Below are 16199 nucleotides of genomic sequence, written 5' to 3'. Positions count from 1 at the left end.
CCCGCGGTTCCCACCGCCCCCTCAGGTGATTCACCGGATGCGGAAGCACTCAGCCGCCGAGCTCACCGGAGAGCCGCCCGTGCAGCGCGATCGACCCCGTGTCGAGGTTCACCACCTCGACGGTCGACCCGTGCTTCGCGAACCGCTGTTCGACCCCGTCGAGCGCCGCGACCGTGGACGCGTCGAACACGTGGGCGTCGGCCAGGTCGATGATCACGTGCTCCGGGTCCTCGGCGTACGAGAACCGTGTGACGAGGTCGTTCGACGAGGCGAAGAACAGCGCCCCGCGGACCCGGTACCGCACGGTGCGGTCGTCGACCGGCTCGCGCACCACGGTCACCACGTGCGCCACCCGTCGGGCGAAGACCAGGGCCGCCACGACCACACCGACGAGCACCCCGGTCGCGAGGTTCTCGGTCACGACGACCACCACGACGGTGACGAGCATGACCGCGGTCTCGCCGAGCGGCATCCGTCGGAGGGTGCGCGGTCGGATGCTGTGCCAGTCGAAGGTCGCGACGCAGACCATGAGCATGACCGCCGTCAGTGCCGCCATCGGGATCTGGGCCACGAGGTCGTGGAGCACGATCGTGAGGACCAGCACCGAGACACCGGCCGCGAAGGTCGAGACGCGGGTCCGGGCACCCGCGGTCTTCACGTTGATCACCGTCTGGCCGATCATCGCGCAGCCGCCGGTCCCACCGAAGAAGGCGGACGCGATGTTCGCGACGCCCTGGCCCCACGACTCGCGCCACTTGCTCGAGCCCGTCTCCGTGATGGAGTCGACGAGCTGCGCGGTGAGCAGGGTCTCGATCAGCCCGACGATCGCGACACCGAACGCGTACGGGGCGATGATCTGCAGCGTCTCGAAGGTGAACGGCGTCGTGATCCCGCCGAAGCCCGGGAGCGCCGTCGGCAGTTCACCCTCGTCGCCCACCGTCGGCACGGCGATGCTGAACACCATCGTGAGACCGGTGACGACGACGACCGCGATGAGCGGTGCGGGGATCGCCTTCGTCAGGAACGGGAAGCCGACGATGATCGCGATGCCGAGCGCCGTCAGCGGCCAGACGATGAACGGCACGTCGTCGCCGAGCAGGTTCGGCAGCTGGGCGGTGAAGATGAGGATGGCCAGGGCGTTCACGAACGCGACGTTGACGCTGCGCGGGATGAAGCGCATCAGCCGTGCCACCCCGAGGAACCCGAGCACGAGCTGGAACACGCCGCCCAGGACGATCGCGGGCACCAGGTACTCGATCCCGTGCTCCCGGACGAGCGGGGCGATGACGAGCGCCACCGAGCCGGCTGCGGCGGAGATCATCGCGGGGCGACCGCCGACGATCGAGATCACGATCGCGATGACGACGCTCGAGAACAGGCCGACCGCGGGATCGACCCCGGCGACGACGGAGAACGAGATCGCCTCGGGGATGAGGGCCAGCGCGGTGACGATGCCGGCCAGGACCTCTCGGGTGAGCATGCGGGGCGAGCGGAGGGCGGCGAGGACGCTCGGTGCCGTCGGCGCGTGTGTGATCACGGACATCGATCGGAACTCTACCCTCACGTGAGGGTAGAGTCGTACGCCGTGAGCACCAGCGACGCCCCCGACACGATGCACATCGGCGAGCTCGCCGACCGCGCCGGCATGTCCCTGCGCACGATCCGGCACTACGACGAGGTCGGGCTGCTCGTGCCGAGCGGCCGCACCACCGGCGGCTTCCGGGTCTACACGGCGCAGGACCTCGAACGGTTGCTCGTGATCCGCCGGATGAAGCCGCTCGGGTTCACGCTCGACGAGATGGCCGAGCTGCTCCGCGTGGTCGACGCCCTCGCGACGAAGGACCCCGAGGACGAACCAGCGTTGGCAGCCCGCCTCGACGCGTACCTCGAGGACGCCCGTGCCCGCCACGCCAAGCTCGTCGAGCGGGCCGGCATGGCCGAGGAGTTCATCGGCACGCTCGGATCACTCCGCGCGTCGCTCCCCTGAGCCCTCGAGCACGCCAGCCGCGATGAGGCGACTCCGTTCCCGCTTCGCCTCGGCCATCTCCTCCATCATCTCCCGCAGCCGATCGTGTTCGGCGATCACCCGACGTGCTCGCCATGGCCGGAACCAGTGCCGTTTGCGCACATTCGCCTTCCACTCCTCGTCCCGCCGCACGAACAAGGCCTTCACCGGGTCCCGTTGCGTCACGTCTGCTCCTCTTCCGTCACCAGTTCCAGCACGAGCTTGCCGATGACCTCGTCGGCCTCGCGAAGAACCTGCATGTTGTACATCGCTCCTGCGACGAGTCTCCCGATCTCAACACGACCCACGTCCGCGTCTGTGACGTGGTCGACCACCCAGACGAATCGTGACCAAGCCCGGTCGCGCTGTTCACGCGCGACGTCCCGCCGCCACCGGATGACCGCCCACAGCCCACCGACGACCGCCACGAGCAGCGTGAACGCCGCCGTGCAGAGCGCAGCCACCACCACCGCGACCGCCGCAGGCGGCCAGGTCGCGAGCTCCCCCGTCCCCGTCCCCACCCGGTCCCCCTCTCGTCCCGCGACCCGGCCACGTCGAGAACGCTACGGAGTCCACGCACGCCGCCACGGGCCTCCCGGCCATCGGTGGAGAACGCCGGACGCAGGCGGCCCTGTGGAGGGAAGAACCCTGCCGCCCACGCCCCCGGACGCAGGCGGTTAGACTCGACCACCGTGATCGAACGCACCCGCATCGCCGACCTGGCAGCCCTCCCCGACGGTCCCGTCTCCGTGGCCGGATGGGTCGAGACCGTCCGAGACCAGAAGAAGGTGCAGTTCGTCGTGCTGCGCGACGAGACCGGCGCCGTCCAGCTCGTGAACCCGGCGACGCGCGAGGCCGAGGACGGCGACGACGCCGCACAGTCCGCCCTCGCGACCACCAACGAGATCTCCGGCCTGGCGCACGGCACCTTCGTGCACGTCACCGGCACGCTGAAGCACGACGAGCGCGTGAAGCTCGGCGGGCTCGAGGTCAAGATCGGTGCGCTGCAGGTGGTGAGTGCCGCGATCCCGGAGACCCCGATCGCCGACGACTCGTCGCTCGACAAGCGCCTCGACTGGCGCTTCCTCGACCTGCGCAACCGCAAGCAGAACCTGATCTTCCGGATCCAGACGACGCTGGAGCACGCGTTCCGCACGTACTGGGTCGACCGCGACTACATCGAGATCCACACCCCGAAGCTCATGGCGTCGGCATCCGAGTCGCGCGCCGAGCTGTTCCAGCTGGAGTACTTCGAGACGACCGCCTACCTGGCCCAGTCGCCGCAGAACTTCAAGCAGATGGCGCAGCCGGCCGGCTTCGGTGCCGTGTTCGAGATCGCGGACGCCTTCCGCGCCGACCCGTCCTTCACGAGCCGCCACGCCACCGAGTTCACCAGCGTCGACGCCGAGTTCTCGTGGATCGAGTCCCACGAGGACGTCATGGCGATGCACGAAGAGGTCCTGGTCGCCGGCATCACCGCCGTCAAGGAGAAGTACGGCAAGGACATCGCGGAGGTCTTCGGCTTCGAGCTGCAGGTCCCTGCGACGCCGTTCCCCCGCGTGACCCTGGCCGACGCGCGCAAGATCGTCGCCGACAGCGGCTACGACGTCGTCCGCGCCGACGGTGACCTGGACCCCGAGGGCGAGCGCCGCGTCGCCGCCTGGGCGAAGGAGCACCACGGCTCCGAGTTCGTGTTCGTCACGGAGTACGACGCCTCGATCCGGCCGTACTACCACATGCGGAAGCCGGGCGACCCGTCGGTCACCAACAGCTACGACCTCATCTTCAACGGTGCCGAGATCTCCACGGGTGCCCAGCGTGAGCACCGCGTCGACGTGCTCGAGGCGCAGGCCGTCGAGAAGGGCCTCGACCCGGAGGAGCTCGGCTGGTACCTCGACTTCTTCCGCTACGGCGTCCCGCCGCACGGCGGCTTCGGTATGGGCCTCGCACGCGTGCTGATGCTGATGCTCGGTGAGCCGTCGATCCGCGAGGTCACCTACCTGTTCCGTGGCCCGACGCGCCTGACCCCGTAGTCACCAGCGAGTGAGCAGAAAAGGTCGCCTCCGGAAATCGGAGGCGACCTTTTCTGCTCACTGGACGCACGCAGCGCACGCAGCGCACGCAGCGCCGGGGGCGGGACGGGAGGCTCGGCTCAGCTCTGCCAGTCGATGGCGGCCCGCGCCGTGACCAGTTCGCGGATCGCCGCTGCGGCGGCCTGGTGCTCCGGGTGCACCTGGTACGCATCGAGCCCGGCGAGGTCGTCGAAGCTGGCGACCACGGCGACGTCGTGGTTCTTGTCCGGGTAGGCGACGTTCTCGACGACCTCGAGCGACCGGATCGACTCGACGGTGCCGACCAGACCGGTCAGGAGTTCGCGGATGCGGGCGATCGACGCGGCGCGGTCGAGGTCGGTCCGCAGGGACCAGGAGACGACGTGGGAGATCATGCGCGGGCCTCGGCCTTCTCGAGCGCACGTGCGAGCCGGTCGGCGTCGACGTGCCAGTTGCTGTGGACGCGCCCGTCGATCAGCACGACGGGGATGTCCTCCGCGTACTCCTGGCGGAGGGCGTCGTCGTCGAGGATCGAGCGTTCCTGCAGGGTGACCCCCGGGTGGTCGGCGACGACGCGTTCGACCACGGGTCGGGCGTCGTCGCAGAGGTGGCATCCGGGCTTCGTCAGGAACGTCACTGCGGGCATGGTCCCAGCCTAGTCCGGGAACGCGAAAGCCCCGGCGAACCGGGGCTTCTCGTGCAGGTCCTCCGACCTGCGCAGACCTGTGAGGGTCTACTTCTTGTTGCGTCGCTGGTGACGCGTCTTGCGAAGGAGCTTGCGGTGCTTCTTCTTCGCCATGCGCTTACGACGCTTCTTGATGACAGAACCCATGTGGACCTCGCTCGGACTGATGCTGATGTACGGACACCGGGCCGAAGAGACCGCGGAAAATCAACCTGCCCGAGTCTACCGGCTGCCCGCTGGGATGTCGAACGCGCGCTCAGCCGACGTCCGCCACGCCACCGCGCAGCACGTCGGCGACGGCTGACTCGGGGACGCGGAAGGAACGGCCGAAGCGGATGGCGGGGAGCTCACCGGCGTGCACCATCCGGTACACGGTCATCTTCGAGACGCGCATCATCTCGGCGACCTCAGCGACGGTGAGGAAGCGCACGTCGTCGAAACTGCCGGTCATGGTCCGCCTTCGGGGCTCGCACGCGCGCTGCGCACGGGAGTGGTGTGACCTCTGTGGTCAGTGGCAACTGTAGAGGCGTGTGCGACCCGGTGTCCAGGATCAGTCCGCGCCGCGTGCACCGGCGCCGCCCCGGGCTCGGAAGCCCGAGCGGCAGGGCTCAGTCCTCGTCGCCCCGGCGGGTGAAGCGCTTGCGGCTGCGGTCGACGACGCGCTCCCAGCCCTGCTGCGCGCCGGAGATCGCCGCGGTCGCCCGGTACGACGCCTCGGCCATCACACGACCGAGCTCGGTGCCCACCTCGACGGTCGCCTTGCCGGCCGTGCCGTTCCGGCGGATCGACACCGGCTGGCCGTCCGGCGTCCACGCGGTGGTGGCCGGGGTGCCGTCGGCGTCGACCGCGCCCGTGAACGGCAGGACCCAGTCCTCCAGGTGCACGAGCGGCTCCGGGTCGAGTCGGTAGTAGCGGTGCTGCCCCTCTTCGCGACTGGTGACGAGCCCGATGTCGCGCAGGACGCGCAGGTGCTTCGACACCGTGGGCTGGCTGACCCCGAGGCGTTCGACGAGCTGGCCGACGCTGAGCTCGCCGCCGGTGACGTCCGATCCGTAGGCGGACAACAGCGTGCCGAGCAGCTCGCGCCGGGTCGGGTCCGCCACGACGGAGAAGATGTCGGCCATGGGGCAAGGCTAGCCGGGGCACCACGGATGTACCATGACGAACCGTCCCGGCCCATGTCCTCGGAGGCATACGCATGCTCGACCGAACCGAGCCGATCCCGCACCACGTGAGCGTCGGCCGACGGCGAGCGAGCCGGATCGCGACGGTGCTGCGTTCGTCGCCGTCCCGACTGGCGATCGTGGTGTTCATCGCGCTGATCTTCCTGTTCACGGTGCTCTTCATGACGCCGTGGGCCACCGCGGACCGCAGCAGCACCCACTTCGCGGACGCCCTGTTCACCGCGGCGTCGGTGGTCTGTGTCACCGGGCTGTCCACGGTCGACATGGCGACGCACTGGTCGGTGTTCGGCAAGGTCCTGGTGGTCATCGGCACGCAGATCGGCGCCGTCGGGGTCCTGACCTTCGCGTCGATCCTCGGGCTGTTCGTCACCCGCAAGCTCGGCCTGCGCGCCAAGCTCATGGCGGCCGGCGACTCGAACCCGCTCCGCACCCACCACGGCGCCGTGCCCGAGGGCCAGGCCGTCCGGCTCGGCGAGGTCGGCACCCTGCTCGCGACGGTGGCGGTGAGCACGCTGTCGATCGAGATCGTCCTCGGCCTGCTGCTCCTGCCGTCGGTGCTCATCGCCGGCATCCCGTTCTGGACAGCGGTCGGCGACTCCTTCTACTACGCGGCGATGGCCTTCACGAACACCGGGTTCTCGCCGAACGCCGACGGCCTGGACCCGTTCGCCCACGACTACTGGTTCCTGACGCTGCTCATGATCGGTGTCGTGGCGGGATCCATCGGGTTCCCGGTGATCCGTGCCCTGACGAAGCAGCTGCGCACCCCGCGGCGCTGGCCGATCCACGTCAAGCTCACCCTGGCGACGAGCGCGATCCTGCTCCTCGGCGGTGCGGTCGTCTACACCGCACTCGAGGCGTCGAACCCGACGACCTTCGGCGAAGAAGGAGCCGGGCGCACCGCGTTCCAGGCACTCTTCCTGTCGACGATGACCCGCTCGGGAGGCTTCTCGCTCGTCGACTTCGACCAGCTCAACGGCTCGAGCCTGCTCGTCACGGACATGCTCATGTTCATCGGTGGCGGATCCGCCTCGACGGCCGGCGGCATCAAGGTGACGACCCTCGCGGTGCTGTTCCTGGCCGCGGTCGCCGAGGCCCGCGGTCGCCAGAGCATGGAGGCCTTCGGTCGCCGGATCCCGAGCGACGTCCTGCGGGTCGCGGTGGCCATCGTGCTCTGGGGGGCGACGATCGTGGCCGTCGCGACCGTGGTGCTCCTGCAGATCACCGACGACTCGCTCGACCGGGTGCTGTTCGAGGTGATCTCGGCGTTCTCGACCAGTGGACTGTCCTCCGGCGTGTCCGCGGACCTGCCGGAACCGGGCAAGTACGTGCTCGCCGCCACCATGTTCCTCGGCCGGGTCGGTACAGTGACCATCGCCGCTGCCCTGGCCGCCAGCCAGAGCCGGCAACTGTTCCGCCGTCCCGAGGAGAGGCCGATCGTTGGCTGACCGCACCCGTTCGTCGCACCAGCACGGTGCCATCAGTCACGACGCCCCCGTCCTGGTCATCGGGCTCGGTCGCTTCGGGGCCGCCACCGCCGGCCAGCTCGAGCGCCAGGACCGCGAGGTGCTCGTCGTCGACACCGACGCCGGGCTGGTGCAGAAGTGGTCCGACCGGGTCACCCACGCGGTGCAGGCGGACGCGACCGACATCGACGCGCTCCGGCAGATCGGCGCGCAGGACTTCGCCATCGCCGTCGTCGGCACGGGTAGTGACCTGGAGTCGAGCGTGCTCATCACGGCGAACCTGGTCGACCTCGGCGTCCCGCAGATCTGGGCGAAGGCGATCAGCCGCTCGCACGGCACGATCCTGTCCCGCATCGGCGCGAACCACGTCGTCTACCCCGAGCGCGAGGCCGGCGAGCGCACGGCACACCTGGTCTCCGGCCGGATGCTCGACTTCATCGAGTTCGACGACGACTTCGCCGTGGTCAAGATGTTCCCGCCGCGCGCGGTCCGCGGCAAGGACCTCGCCACCACCGTGATCCGCACCCGCTTCGGCCTGACCGTGCTCGGCATCAAGCCGCCCGGCAGCCCCTTCGTGCCGGCGACGCCGGACAGCGTCATCGGTGAGGACGACGTCATCATCGTCTCGGGTTCCGAGACCGACCTGGAGCGCTTCGCCGCGTACGAGTAACGACCACCGGACGGACGGGAGGCCCGTGGCGGCGTCGCCACGGGCCTCCCGTCCGCACTGTGGCTGCGTCCACGACGCGGTGTGCGTCTACGACGCGGCGATCTCCTCGGCACGCGCGATCGCGGCACGCGACGCGCGCAGCAGCGTGTCCGCCAGGTCGGCGTCCTGCAGCACCGCGACGGCCCGCTCCGTCGTGCCCTTCGGGCTCGTCACCGCGCGGCGCAGGTCGGCGGGCTCACGGCCCGACCGCTCGAGCAGCTCGACCGCGCCGCGGACGGTGCCCTGCACCATCGTCGCCGCCTGCTCGTGGGTGAACCCGAGCTCCTCGGCGGCACGCTGCCACTGCTCGATCAGCAGGAAGACGTAGGCGGGACCGGAACCGGACACGGCGGACAGCGCGTCGAGCTGCGACTCCGGCACCTCGATGACCTCGCCCGAGGCGGTGAACACCGACGACGCCAGTGCGACGGCCTCGGCGTCGGCCGAAGTGCCCGCGCTGATGCCGGTGACGCCGTGGCCGACGCCGATCGGAGTGTTCGGCAGGGCACGGACGACGCGGACGCCGGCGGGCACCCGTGCCTCCATGCTCGCGGTGGTGGTGCCGACGGCGACGCTGACCAGGACGGCGCCGGGCTCCAGGTCGTCGGCGACCTCGTCGAGCAGGTCCGCGATCATGTACGGCTTCACGCCGACCACGACGAGGGCCGCACCACGGACGGCCGACCGGTTGGCGTCGGGGTCGGGGTCGCTCGCGGTGGCGTCGAGACCACGCTCCCGGTGGGCAGCAGCGGACGCCTCGGACTTCGTGGTGAGGGTCACGGTGGCCGGGTCGAGTCCCGCGGCGAGCAGGCCGTCGAGAACCGCGCCGGACATGGAGCCGACGCCGAGCAGGGCGGTGCGGGGCAGGTCGATCGTCATGCTCCCGACCCTACCGACGCCACCCGCCTAGGATCGTGTCGCAGACCACGAGAAGGGGACAGCTGTGAGCGCTTCCGGAGGCACGAAGGCGATCTTCGCCGCACTCGGTGCCAACATCGGCATCGCGATCGTGAAGTTCATCGCGGCGGCGATCAGCGGATCGGCGTCGATGCTGGCCGAGGGCGTGCACTCCCTGGCCGACTCCGCGAACCAGCTCCTCCTGCTGCTCGGTGGCCGCAAGGCCCGGCGAGCGGCGGACCAGGAGCACCCGTTCGGCTACGGGCGTGAACGCTACGTCTACGCGTTCGTCGTCTCCATCATCCTGTTCTCGGTCGGCGGTGTGTTCTCGCTCTACGAGGGCATCGAGAAGCTCGCCCACCCGCACCCGCTCGAGAACTGGTGGCTCCCCCTCGTGGTGCTCGTCATCGCCATCGGGCTCGAGGGCTTCTCGCTCCGCACCGCCCTGCACGAGGCCCGACCGCAGAAGGGCTCGCAGAGCTGGGTGCAGTTCGTCCGCCGTGCGAAGGCCCCGGAGCTGCCCGTCGTGATGCTCGAGGACACCGCGGCCCTGCTCGGCCTGGTCTTCGCCCTGTTCGGCGTCGGCCTGACGGCGATCACCGGCAACGGGGTGTTCGACGCCATCGGCACCATGCTCATCGCGGCGCTGCTCATCGCGGTCGCCGTGGTGCTCGGCATCGAGACGAAGAGCCTGCTCGTCGGCGAGGGCGCGACCGCCGCCGACGTCGAGCGCATCAAGCAGGCGGTGCTCGACGGCCCCGAGGTCGACGCGATCATCCACCTGAAGACCCTGTACCTCGGGCCGGACGAGCTGATGGTCGGCGTGAAGGTCGCCGTCGACGGGGACCGCCGGCTCGGTGACGTCGCCGCCGGCATCGACACCGTCGAGCAGCGTGTCCGGAGCGCCGTGCCGATCGCCCGGGTGATCTACGTCGAACCGGACGTGCTGCGCACCGGGCCGCAGCCGCCGACCGAAGCGATCGTCATCCTCGCCGCGGACTGAAGAAGTCGTCGAGCAGCTCGGCACACGCCTGCTCGAGCACGCCCCCGATGACCTCGGAGCGGTGCGGCAGCCGGCGGTCCCTGGCGATGTCGTAGACGCTGCCGCTGGCGCCCGCCTTCGGGTCCCACGCGCCGAACACGACACGGGGCACCCGTGCGGCCATGACGGCGCCGGCGCACATCGGGCAGGGCTCGAGCGTCACCACGAGCGTGTGCTCCTCGAGGTGCCAGTCCCCCGTCACCGCCGCTGCAGCACGCAGCGCGAGGACCTCGGCGTGGGCCGTCGGGTCCTGTCGTGCCTCGCGCTCGTTCCGGCCGGTGGCGACCACGACGCCGTCGCGGTCGAGCACCACCGCGCCGACCGGGACGTCGTCGGTCTCCAGGCACCGTCGAGCCTCGTCGAGCGCGCGCTCCATCGCCGGGACGAACGGGCGGGCTGCGGGCTCCTCCACGGGACCTCCTGACGGTCGACGGCACGCTAGGCTCGACCCTATGCGAGTCCACGTCGCCGACCACCCGCTCATCACCCACAAGCTCTCGGTGCTCCGCGACCGTACGACGCCCTCCCCCACGTTCCGCGCCCTGACCGAGGAGCTCGTCACGCTCCTCGCGTACGAGGCCACGCGGGGCGTCCGGGTCACGGCGACGCCGATCGACACGCCGGTGGCGCACACCATGGGCGTCGCGATCGCCAAGCCGCGGCCGCTCGTCGTCCCGATCCTCCGCGCCGGGCTCGGCATGCTCGAGGGCATGGTCAAGCTCGTCCCGACGGCCGAGGTCGGCTTCCTCGGCATGGCCCGCAACGAGGAGACGCTCGAGCCGCAGACCTACGCCGAGCGCCTGCCCGACGACCTGTCCGGGCGGCAGTGCTTCGTGCTCGACCCGATGCTCGCCACCGGTGGCACCCTCGCCGCCGCGATCGACTTCCTGTTCGCCCGCGGTGCGCAGGAGATCACGTGCGTGTGCATCCTCGGTGCCCCCGAGGGGCTCGCCATGGTCGAGCAGGCCGTCGGCGACCGCAACGTCTCGATCGTCCTCGGTGCGCTCGACGAGAAGCTCGACGAGAACGGGTACATCGTCCCGGGCCTCGGCGACGCTGGCGACCGGCTCTACGGCCTGGCCGAGTAGCGCAGACCCGATACGTCACGGACAGGAGGCGCGGTGCCAGCTGGCACCGCGCCTCCTGTCGTCCGTGCGGTCGCGCCCACCGCACCCGCCCGTTCCGGGCGTACCAGGTCGTTCCGGGCGTACCCGGTCGTACCCGGTCGATTCGGGCGTACGCGCCTGTTCCGGGCGTACCCGGTCGTTCCGGGCGTACCCGGTCGGTTCTTTCCACCCGGTACGCCCGATTCGACTTTCCATCGCAGGCGTAATGGGAAAGAACGGGCGTGGCGCTCGACGCCCGTGCGGTCGCGCCCACCGCACCGTCCGCGCGGACGGTTGACACCGCGTTGGTATACCGCAGATACTCGTCACATGACTGCAACCGTGTCCACCCGCGTCCTCTCCGAGGCGTGCTCCTCCGCAGGGGCAGTGGGGACCGTCGGCGTGATGATGCCGACCATGCCGGTCATGCGTTGTCGAATGTGTGCCTGATCGGCACCCGTTCCAGCCGGATCCCCCGCGACACCACCCCCGTCGCGAGCGCGTGATCCCCGGGTGACGGACACCGTCGGCGACGCGCACCACGCCACGAGGTCTGTCTCCCGTTCCCCCGGGTCGGCCCCGGTCCGCAGCAGGACCGCAGGGCACATCGGCGTACCGCCGTACCCGGGATGACGCATTCGACACCGGCCGCCGCGCCACCCGCGCACCGGCCACACCGCCCGGAGAACCACCATGTCGCTCACCATCGCCCAGCCCCGAACCGCGCTCCGCACCGCACCGGCCCCGACCGACCTCGGCACCGTGACGCCGATCCGTCCGCGCCCGGCCTCCCCGGTGGCGACCGGACCGGCCACCGTGCCGACGAGCCCCGTGGTCGCACCGCAGCGGAACCGCGCGCTCCCCGAGGGCACCGAGGCCCGCGGCTTCGCCCTGTACGTCGGCATCGACGAAGCGAAGGCCGCCGCCGCGGGCACGACCCTGGCCGCGGTGGTCGAGCAGCTCAAGGCCCTCACGGCGCAGCTCGTCCCGTCGTCCGAGACGTACGCGGCCGTCGCCGTCGCCGCCGAGCAATCCGGTGGCCGGGACGTCGACGTCGTCCGGCTCGCCCTGCAGGACCGCTCCGCGGTGGCCGCCCGCAAGCAGGCCGAGAAGCCCGAACCCGAGGAGACCGGTGTCGTCATCGACATCTCGCGGAAGCGCGTGACCCTCGACGGCGAAGCGGCACCACTGACCTACAAGGAGTTCGAGCTCCTGCAGTTCCTGGTCCTCCGCGAGGGCCAGACCGTCGACCGGTCCGCGATCATCGACGGCCTCTGGTCGGACGGCGAGGACGAGACCCCGAACGAGCGCACCATCGACGTGCACGTGCGTCGGCTCCGCTCCAAGCTCGGCGCGTTCGAGGAGATCGTCCGCACCGTGCGCGGCGTCGGCTACCGCTTCGACCGGCACGCGGACGTCGCCGTGCGGTACGCGTCGACCCCGTCGCCCGACCTCTTCTGAGCCTGATCGGCTGCTCTTGGCGAACTCGCAGCGAACCGGCCACGGAGAGGCTGGCGCGCCGTTACCGCTTCGTTATACAGTCGGTGGTGCAGACGGTGTTTGCTGTGGCACCGCCTGTGGAATGTGATTGCAGGAAACTCTTGGTGCAAGGGAGAGGGCCGGTCGCCGACAGGCGGCCGGCCCTCGTGCATGTCGCCCGGCTCCTGTCGGACCCCGTCGGTAGTGTGGTCAGACCGTACGACCGGAGGGAACGCGAACGTGAGCGAGACACGCCGCAGTGAGAAGGCGACCGCGGTCGCCGCCTGGGAAGCGCTCTTCCGCGCCCAGGTCGCCGTGATGCGGAGTCTCAACGCGGACTTCCCCGGCGACGAGATCTCGTTCAACGAGTACGACGTCTGCTTCAACCTGTCGACCCAGCCCGGCCGCCGCTGCCGGATGCGCGACCTCACCGGGCACCTGCTCCTCACCCAGCCGAGCGTCAGCCGCCTGGTCGACCGGCTGCTCGCCCGCGGCATCGTCGAGAAGCAGCCGGACCCCACGGACGCCCGCGGCGTGATCGTGGCACTGACCCCGCACGGCTTCGACGTCTACCGCCAGGTCGCCGTGCAGCACGCGGCGAGCATCGCGCAGCAGGTCGGCGCCGGACTGTCCGACCCCGAACTCCGCACCCTCACCGAACTCTGCACGAAGCTCCGACTGGCGGTCGGCACGGCACCGAGCCGGCGGTCGACGGCCCGCCCGGTGGCCGCTGCGGATGCGGCGACGGTGTGACCGGCGCGATCGTCTGGCTCCGTGACGACCTGCGGCTGTCGGACAACCCGGCGCTCCGTGCGGCGATCGACCACGGCGGCGACGTCACGGTGGTGGTCGTCCTCGACGAGCAGTCCCCCGGGCTCCGTCCGATCGGTGCCGCGAGCCGCTGGTGGCTGCACCAGTCCCTGACCGCCCTCGATGCCGACCTGCGCGAGCGGGGTTCCCGGCTGGTCCTCCGGCGCGGTGCCGCGGCGACGGCGATCGACCAGCTCGTCGCCGACACCGGAGCCGACGCCGTGTACTGGAACCGTCGGTACGGCGCCGTCGAGCGGGACATCGACGCCGGCATCAAGGCGGCCCTGCACGACCGTGGCGTCGAGGCGCACAGCTTCGCCGCGAACCTGCTCTGGGAACCGTGGACCGTGCTCACCGGGCAGGGCGAGCCGTACAAGGTCTTCACCCCGTTCTGGAACGCCGTCCAGGCGCTGCCCGAACCGCGCCACCCCCTGCCCGACCCCGACGACCTGCCCGCTCCGGCCGACGTCACGGGTGATGCGCTGGCCGACTGGGCACTGCTGCCGACGAAGCCTGACTGGGCCGGCGGCCTCCGTGACGCCTGGACCCCGGGCGAGCACGGCGCGCAGCAGCAGCTCGAGCACTTCGTCGAGCACGCGCTCGAGGACTACGACCAGCGCGACGAGCCCGCGATGGAAGCGACCAGCAGCCTGTCGCCGTTCCTGCGGTGGGGCGAGATCAGCCCGTACCAGGTGTGGCACCGCCTGCACGAGCGGCTCGAGCCCGCGCAGCGCCAGAACGCCGCCGCGTTCCTCCGGCAGCTGGCGTGGCGCGAGTTCAACTGGAACGAGTACTTCCACTGCGACGACATCGCCACCGTCAACGTCCGTCGGAACTTCGACGCCTTCCCGTGGCGTGACCCGGAAGCGGCCGAGCTCGACCGCTGGCGGCAGGGCCTGACCGGCTTCGACCTGGTCGACGCGGGCATGCGCGAGCTCTGGCACAGCGGCGCCATGCACAACCGGGTGCGGCTTGCCGCCGGCAGCTTCCTCGTGAAGAATCTGCTCGTCGACTGGCGCGTCGGGGAGCAGTGGTTCTGGGACACCCTGGTCGACGCCGACCCCGCCAACAACGCGGCGAACTGGCAGTGGGTCGCGGGCTCCGGCTTCGACGCCGCCCCGTACTTCCGCGTCTTCAACCCCGATCGGCAACTCGAGCGCTTCGACCCGCACCGCGAGTACGTCCACCGCTGGGTCCCCGCCGACGAGCTGCGGCCCGAGCCGATGGTCGACCTGAAGGCGTCACGGCAGCGGGCGCTCGACGCCTACGAACGGATGCGGCGCTCGTGACCGGGTCGCACCCCGCGATCGCTGCGGTCGTCGACCAGGTCGACGAGCTGTTCCGTGCTCGCGTCGAACAGGGCCTCGCGCCGAGCAGCGTGTGGGGCGTGTTCGACCGCTCCGGCCTCGTCGCGTCCGGCGGGCACGGTGACCGCGGTGACGGCCGGAGCCCGGACGCCGACACCGTCTACCGCATCGCCTCCTGCACCAAGAGCGTCACCGCCGCGACCCTGCTGACCCTCGTCGCCCGGGGTGCGCTCGACCTCGACGCGCCGATCACCGACTTCGTGTCGGCCTTCGGCGCCGTCACCCTGCCGACCCCGGACTCCCCCGTCCCCACGGTGCGGATGCTGCTGACGATGTCGGCCGGGTTCCCCACCGACGACCCCTGGGCCGACCGGCAGGAGTCGATCTCGGACGCCGAGCTCGACGAGGTCCTGCGCGGCGGCCTGCTGTTCGACTCGCTGCCCGGCACCCGCTTCGCCTACTCGAACCTCGGCTACGCGCTGCTCGGCCGGGTCGTCGCCGCCGTGACGGGGCAGCCCTTCACCGCTGCCGCCAGTGAGATCGTGCTCCGTCCCCTCGGCCTCACCGACACGGTGTTCAGCGCCGCCGAGTCGACCGGCTTCGTGGTCACCGGTGTCCGCGGACACGAGGGCGACTGGGAACCCCTGCCGATGACCGGCCCCGGTGCCTTCTCGTCGATCGGCGGGCTCTTCTCGACCGTGCGTAACCTGGCGCGCTGGGCGACACACCTCGGTTCGGCGTTCTCCGCCGCACCGGAACCCGGCCCGGTCTCCCCCGCTGACCGCCGGCTCATGCAGCAGGCGATGCGGGTCGTCCCGTCGTCCGTCGTGCCGGGTTCGGCCCGCGCGACGGCGTACGGCTTCGGGCTGTTCGTCGAGCAGGACAATCGCTTCGGCGAGCTCGTCTCGCACTCCGGCGGCTACCCGGGCTTCTCCGCGCACATGCGGTGGTCCGTGCGCGACGGCCTCGGGGTCGTCGCGTTCGAGAACGCCACGCAGGCCAAGGTCTCCGCGGCCGCGCAGCAGGCGCACGACCTCGTGCTCGACGCGGCGCTGACGGCCCACACATCCGACGCGCCGGAAGCCGACGCCGACGTGACCGGACCGAGCACCGGGGTGGTGGCGACCACCCGCGCGACGCGAGCCGCCCAGGCCGCCGTGACGCGCCTCCTGGCCGACTGGCGCGACGACCTGGCGGACGCGATCTGCACGCCCAACGTGGCGATGGACGTGCCGTACGACCGACGGCGCCGGGCGGTGGCGCAGGCCGTCGCGGACGTCGGTGCCGATCTCGGTGCCGCACCGGTGTCCGAGTACTCGGCGGCACCGTCGCACCTGCGCTGGTGGCTCCCCGGCACCTGCGGGCGGCTGCGCGTCGAGATCCGGCTCGCGCCCGCCGCCGCGGGGCGCGTCCAGACCCTGAACGTCGTCGCTGAACCGTCGGAGCGCTGAACCGGCG

The 16199-nt window shown here is 70.9% G+C and carries 20 protein-coding genes; 10 read left to right on the top strand and 10 right to left on the bottom strand.

What is annotated here, in order from left to right; all coding sequences use genetic code 11:
* Window positions 1-49: 49 nt before the first annotated feature.
* Window positions 50-1543, bottom strand: coding sequence for a SulP family inorganic anion transporter (locus DEJ09_RS01745; RefSeq protein ID WP_111087436.1), 1494 nt, complete (start codon window positions 1541-1543; stop codon window positions 50-52).
* A gap of 69 nt (window positions 1544-1612) precedes the next feature.
* On the opposite strand from DEJ09_RS01745, the gene DEJ09_RS01740 reads away from it, so the two are divergent.
* A complete protein-coding gene (locus DEJ09_RS01740) occupies window positions 1613-1987 on the top strand; it encodes a MerR family transcriptional regulator (protein WP_071247893.1) in 375 nt (124 codons plus the stop codon).
* Here DEJ09_RS01740 and DEJ09_RS17895 read toward each other — a convergent pair.
* The gene (locus DEJ09_RS17895) at window positions 1964-2191 is read right to left on the bottom strand and encodes a hypothetical protein (protein ID WP_128780976.1); all 228 of its coding nucleotides are present in this window, start codon (window positions 2189-2191) and stop codon (window positions 1964-1966) included. The two genes, DEJ09_RS01740 and DEJ09_RS17895, sit on opposite strands and share 24 nt — an antisense overlap.
* The gene (locus DEJ09_RS01735) at window positions 2188-2472 is read right to left on the bottom strand and encodes a hypothetical protein (protein ID WP_146245652.1); all 285 of its coding nucleotides are present in this window, start codon (window positions 2470-2472) and stop codon (window positions 2188-2190) included. Before DEJ09_RS01735 ends, DEJ09_RS17895 begins: the two co-directional genes overlap by 4 nt.
* 225 nt (window positions 2473-2697) lie before the next feature.
* On the opposite strand from DEJ09_RS01735, the gene aspS reads away from it, so the two are divergent.
* Window positions 2698-4038 (top strand): aspartate--tRNA(Asn) ligase, encoded by a 1341-nt coding sequence (gene aspS, locus DEJ09_RS01730; protein ID WP_027466337.1) that lies wholly within the window; start codon window positions 2698-2700, stop codon window positions 4036-4038.
* Window positions 4039-4157: 119 nt separating this feature from the next.
* On the opposite strand, the gene DEJ09_RS01725 is transcribed toward aspS, so the two are convergent.
* The 5 genes from DEJ09_RS01725 to DEJ09_RS01705 form a co-directional block, all read right to left on the bottom strand.
* Window positions 4158-4451, bottom strand: a complete 294-nt coding sequence (locus DEJ09_RS01725) for a Dabb family protein (protein WP_111087435.1) — start codon at window positions 4449-4451, stop codon at window positions 4158-4160.
* A complete protein-coding gene (locus tag DEJ09_RS01720) occupies window positions 4448-4702 on the bottom strand; it encodes a glutaredoxin family protein (RefSeq protein ID WP_071247435.1) in 255 nt (84 codons plus the stop codon). The genes DEJ09_RS01725 and DEJ09_RS01720 overlap by 4 nt, the downstream gene beginning before the upstream one ends.
* Before the next feature lie 87 nt (window positions 4703-4789).
* On the bottom strand, window positions 4790-4888 hold the full coding sequence (locus tag DEJ09_RS01715) for a 30S ribosomal protein bS22 (protein WP_003792170.1): 99 nt from the start codon (window positions 4886-4888) through the stop codon (window positions 4790-4792).
* Window positions 4889-4997: 109 nt separating this feature from the next.
* Window positions 4998-5192, bottom strand: coding sequence for a helix-turn-helix domain-containing protein (locus DEJ09_RS01710; protein ID WP_017888579.1), 195 nt, complete (start codon window positions 5190-5192; stop codon window positions 4998-5000).
* Window positions 5193-5349: 157 nt separating this feature from the next.
* A complete protein-coding gene (locus tag DEJ09_RS01705) occupies window positions 5350-5865 on the bottom strand; it encodes a helix-turn-helix transcriptional regulator (RefSeq protein WP_051596885.1) in 516 nt (171 codons plus the stop codon).
* 74 nt (window positions 5866-5939) lie between these two features.
* On the opposite strand from DEJ09_RS01705, the gene DEJ09_RS01700 reads away from it, so the two are divergent.
* On the top strand, window positions 5940-7373 hold the full coding sequence (locus tag DEJ09_RS01700; protein ID WP_071406293.1) for a TrkH family potassium uptake protein: 1434 nt from the start codon (window positions 5940-5942) through the stop codon (window positions 7371-7373).
* Complete coding sequence (locus DEJ09_RS01695) at window positions 7366-8061, top strand: TrkA family potassium uptake protein (RefSeq protein ID WP_217499818.1); 696 nt, start codon at window positions 7366-7368, stop codon at window positions 8059-8061. Before DEJ09_RS01700 ends, DEJ09_RS01695 begins: the two co-directional genes overlap by 8 nt.
* A gap of 87 nt (window positions 8062-8148) precedes the next feature.
* Here the strand turns inward: DEJ09_RS01695 and proC are convergent, their stop codons facing one another.
* Complete coding sequence (proC, locus tag DEJ09_RS01690; RefSeq protein ID WP_111087434.1) at window positions 8149-8979, bottom strand: pyrroline-5-carboxylate reductase; 831 nt, start codon at window positions 8977-8979, stop codon at window positions 8149-8151.
* Window positions 8980-9043: 64 nt separating this feature from the next.
* Between proC and DEJ09_RS01685 the strand changes: the two genes are divergently transcribed.
* Window positions 9044-10000 (top strand): cation diffusion facilitator family transporter, encoded by a 957-nt coding sequence (locus tag DEJ09_RS01685; protein ID WP_027466331.1) that lies wholly within the window; start codon window positions 9044-9046, stop codon window positions 9998-10000.
* Here the strand turns inward: DEJ09_RS01685 and DEJ09_RS01680 are convergent.
* A complete protein-coding gene (locus DEJ09_RS01680) occupies window positions 9981-10415 on the bottom strand; it encodes a nucleoside deaminase (protein WP_071247896.1) in 435 nt (144 codons plus the stop codon). The genes DEJ09_RS01685 and DEJ09_RS01680 overlap by 20 nt on opposite strands.
* A gap of 76 nt (window positions 10416-10491) precedes the next feature.
* Here DEJ09_RS01680 and upp point away from each other — a divergent pair, with 76 nt between their 5' ends.
* The 5 genes from upp (at window position 10492) to DEJ09_RS01655 (ending at window position 16192) form a co-directional block, all read left to right on the top strand.
* Window positions 10492-11127 carry a uracil phosphoribosyltransferase gene (gene upp / locus DEJ09_RS01675; RefSeq protein ID WP_071406290.1) on the top strand — a complete coding sequence of 212 codons (636 nt, stop codon included), beginning with the start codon at window positions 10492-10494 and terminating at the stop codon, window positions 11125-11127.
* A gap of 711 nt (window positions 11128-11838) precedes the next feature.
* Complete coding sequence (locus tag DEJ09_RS01670; protein WP_111087433.1) at window positions 11839-12606, top strand: winged helix-turn-helix domain-containing protein; 768 nt, start codon at window positions 11839-11841, stop codon at window positions 12604-12606.
* A 258-nt stretch (window positions 12607-12864) separates the two neighbouring features.
* Complete coding sequence (locus tag DEJ09_RS01665) at window positions 12865-13377, top strand: MarR family winged helix-turn-helix transcriptional regulator (protein WP_171907864.1); 513 nt, start codon at window positions 12865-12867, stop codon at window positions 13375-13377.
* A complete protein-coding gene (locus tag DEJ09_RS01660; RefSeq protein ID WP_111087432.1) occupies window positions 13374-14723 on the top strand; it encodes a deoxyribodipyrimidine photo-lyase in 1350 nt (449 codons plus the stop codon). The genes DEJ09_RS01665 and DEJ09_RS01660 overlap by 4 nt, the downstream gene beginning before the upstream one ends.
* Window positions 14720-16192, top strand: coding sequence for a serine hydrolase (locus DEJ09_RS01655; RefSeq protein ID WP_181433225.1), 1473 nt, complete (start codon window positions 14720-14722; stop codon window positions 16190-16192). Before DEJ09_RS01660 ends, DEJ09_RS01655 begins: the two co-directional genes overlap by 4 nt.
* The last annotated feature ends 7 nt before the right edge of the window (window positions 16193-16199 follow it).

It is taken from the genome of Curtobacterium sp. MCLR17_055 (assembly GCF_003234305.1).
Classification (GTDB): domain Bacteria; phylum Actinomycetota; class Actinomycetes; order Actinomycetales; family Microbacteriaceae; genus Curtobacterium; species Curtobacterium flaccumfaciens.
The sequence above is the reverse complement of the archived record's forward strand: the minus strand, read 5'-3'. Positions and strand labels throughout refer to the sequence as shown.

Excerpts from the sequence above, each read along its gene's own strand:
- DEJ09_RS01745 (WP_111087436.1), bottom strand. The coding sequence starts at position 1,543 with ATGTCCGTGATCACACACGCGCCGACGGCACCGAGCGTCCTCGCCGCC.
- DEJ09_RS01740 (WP_071247893.1), top strand. The coding sequence starts at position 1,613 with ATGCACATCGGCGAGCTCGCCGACCGCGCCGGCATGTCCCTGCGCACG.
- DEJ09_RS01725 (WP_111087435.1), bottom strand. The coding sequence starts at position 4,451 with ATGATCTCCCACGTCGTCTCCTGGTCCCTGCGGACCGACCTCGACCGC.
- DEJ09_RS01720 (WP_071247435.1), bottom strand. The coding sequence starts at position 4,702 with ATGCCCGCAGTGACGTTCCTGACGAAGCCCGGATGCCACCTCTGCGAC.
- DEJ09_RS01715 (WP_003792170.1), bottom strand. The coding sequence starts at position 4,888 with ATGGGTTCTGTCATCAAGAAGCGTCGTAAGCGCATGGCGAAGAAGAAG.
- DEJ09_RS01710 (WP_017888579.1), bottom strand. The coding sequence starts at position 5,192 with ATGACCGGCAGTTTCGACGACGTGCGCTTCCTCACCGTCGCTGAGGTC.
- DEJ09_RS01705 (WP_051596885.1), bottom strand. The coding sequence starts at position 5,865 with ATGGCCGACATCTTCTCCGTCGTGGCGGACCCGACCCGGCGCGAGCTG.
- DEJ09_RS01700 (WP_071406293.1), top strand. The coding sequence starts at position 5,940 with ATGCTCGACCGAACCGAGCCGATCCCGCACCACGTGAGCGTCGGCCGA.
- proC (WP_111087434.1), bottom strand. The coding sequence starts at position 8,979 with ATGACGATCGACCTGCCCCGCACCGCCCTGCTCGGCGTCGGCTCCATG.
- DEJ09_RS01680 (WP_071247896.1), bottom strand. The coding sequence starts at position 10,415 with ATGGAGCGCGCGCTCGACGAGGCTCGACGGTGCCTGGAGACCGACGAC.
- upp (WP_071406290.1), top strand. The coding sequence starts at position 10,492 with ATGCGAGTCCACGTCGCCGACCACCCGCTCATCACCCACAAGCTCTCG.
- DEJ09_RS01670 (WP_111087433.1), top strand. The coding sequence starts at position 11,839 with ATGTCGCTCACCATCGCCCAGCCCCGAACCGCGCTCCGCACCGCACCG.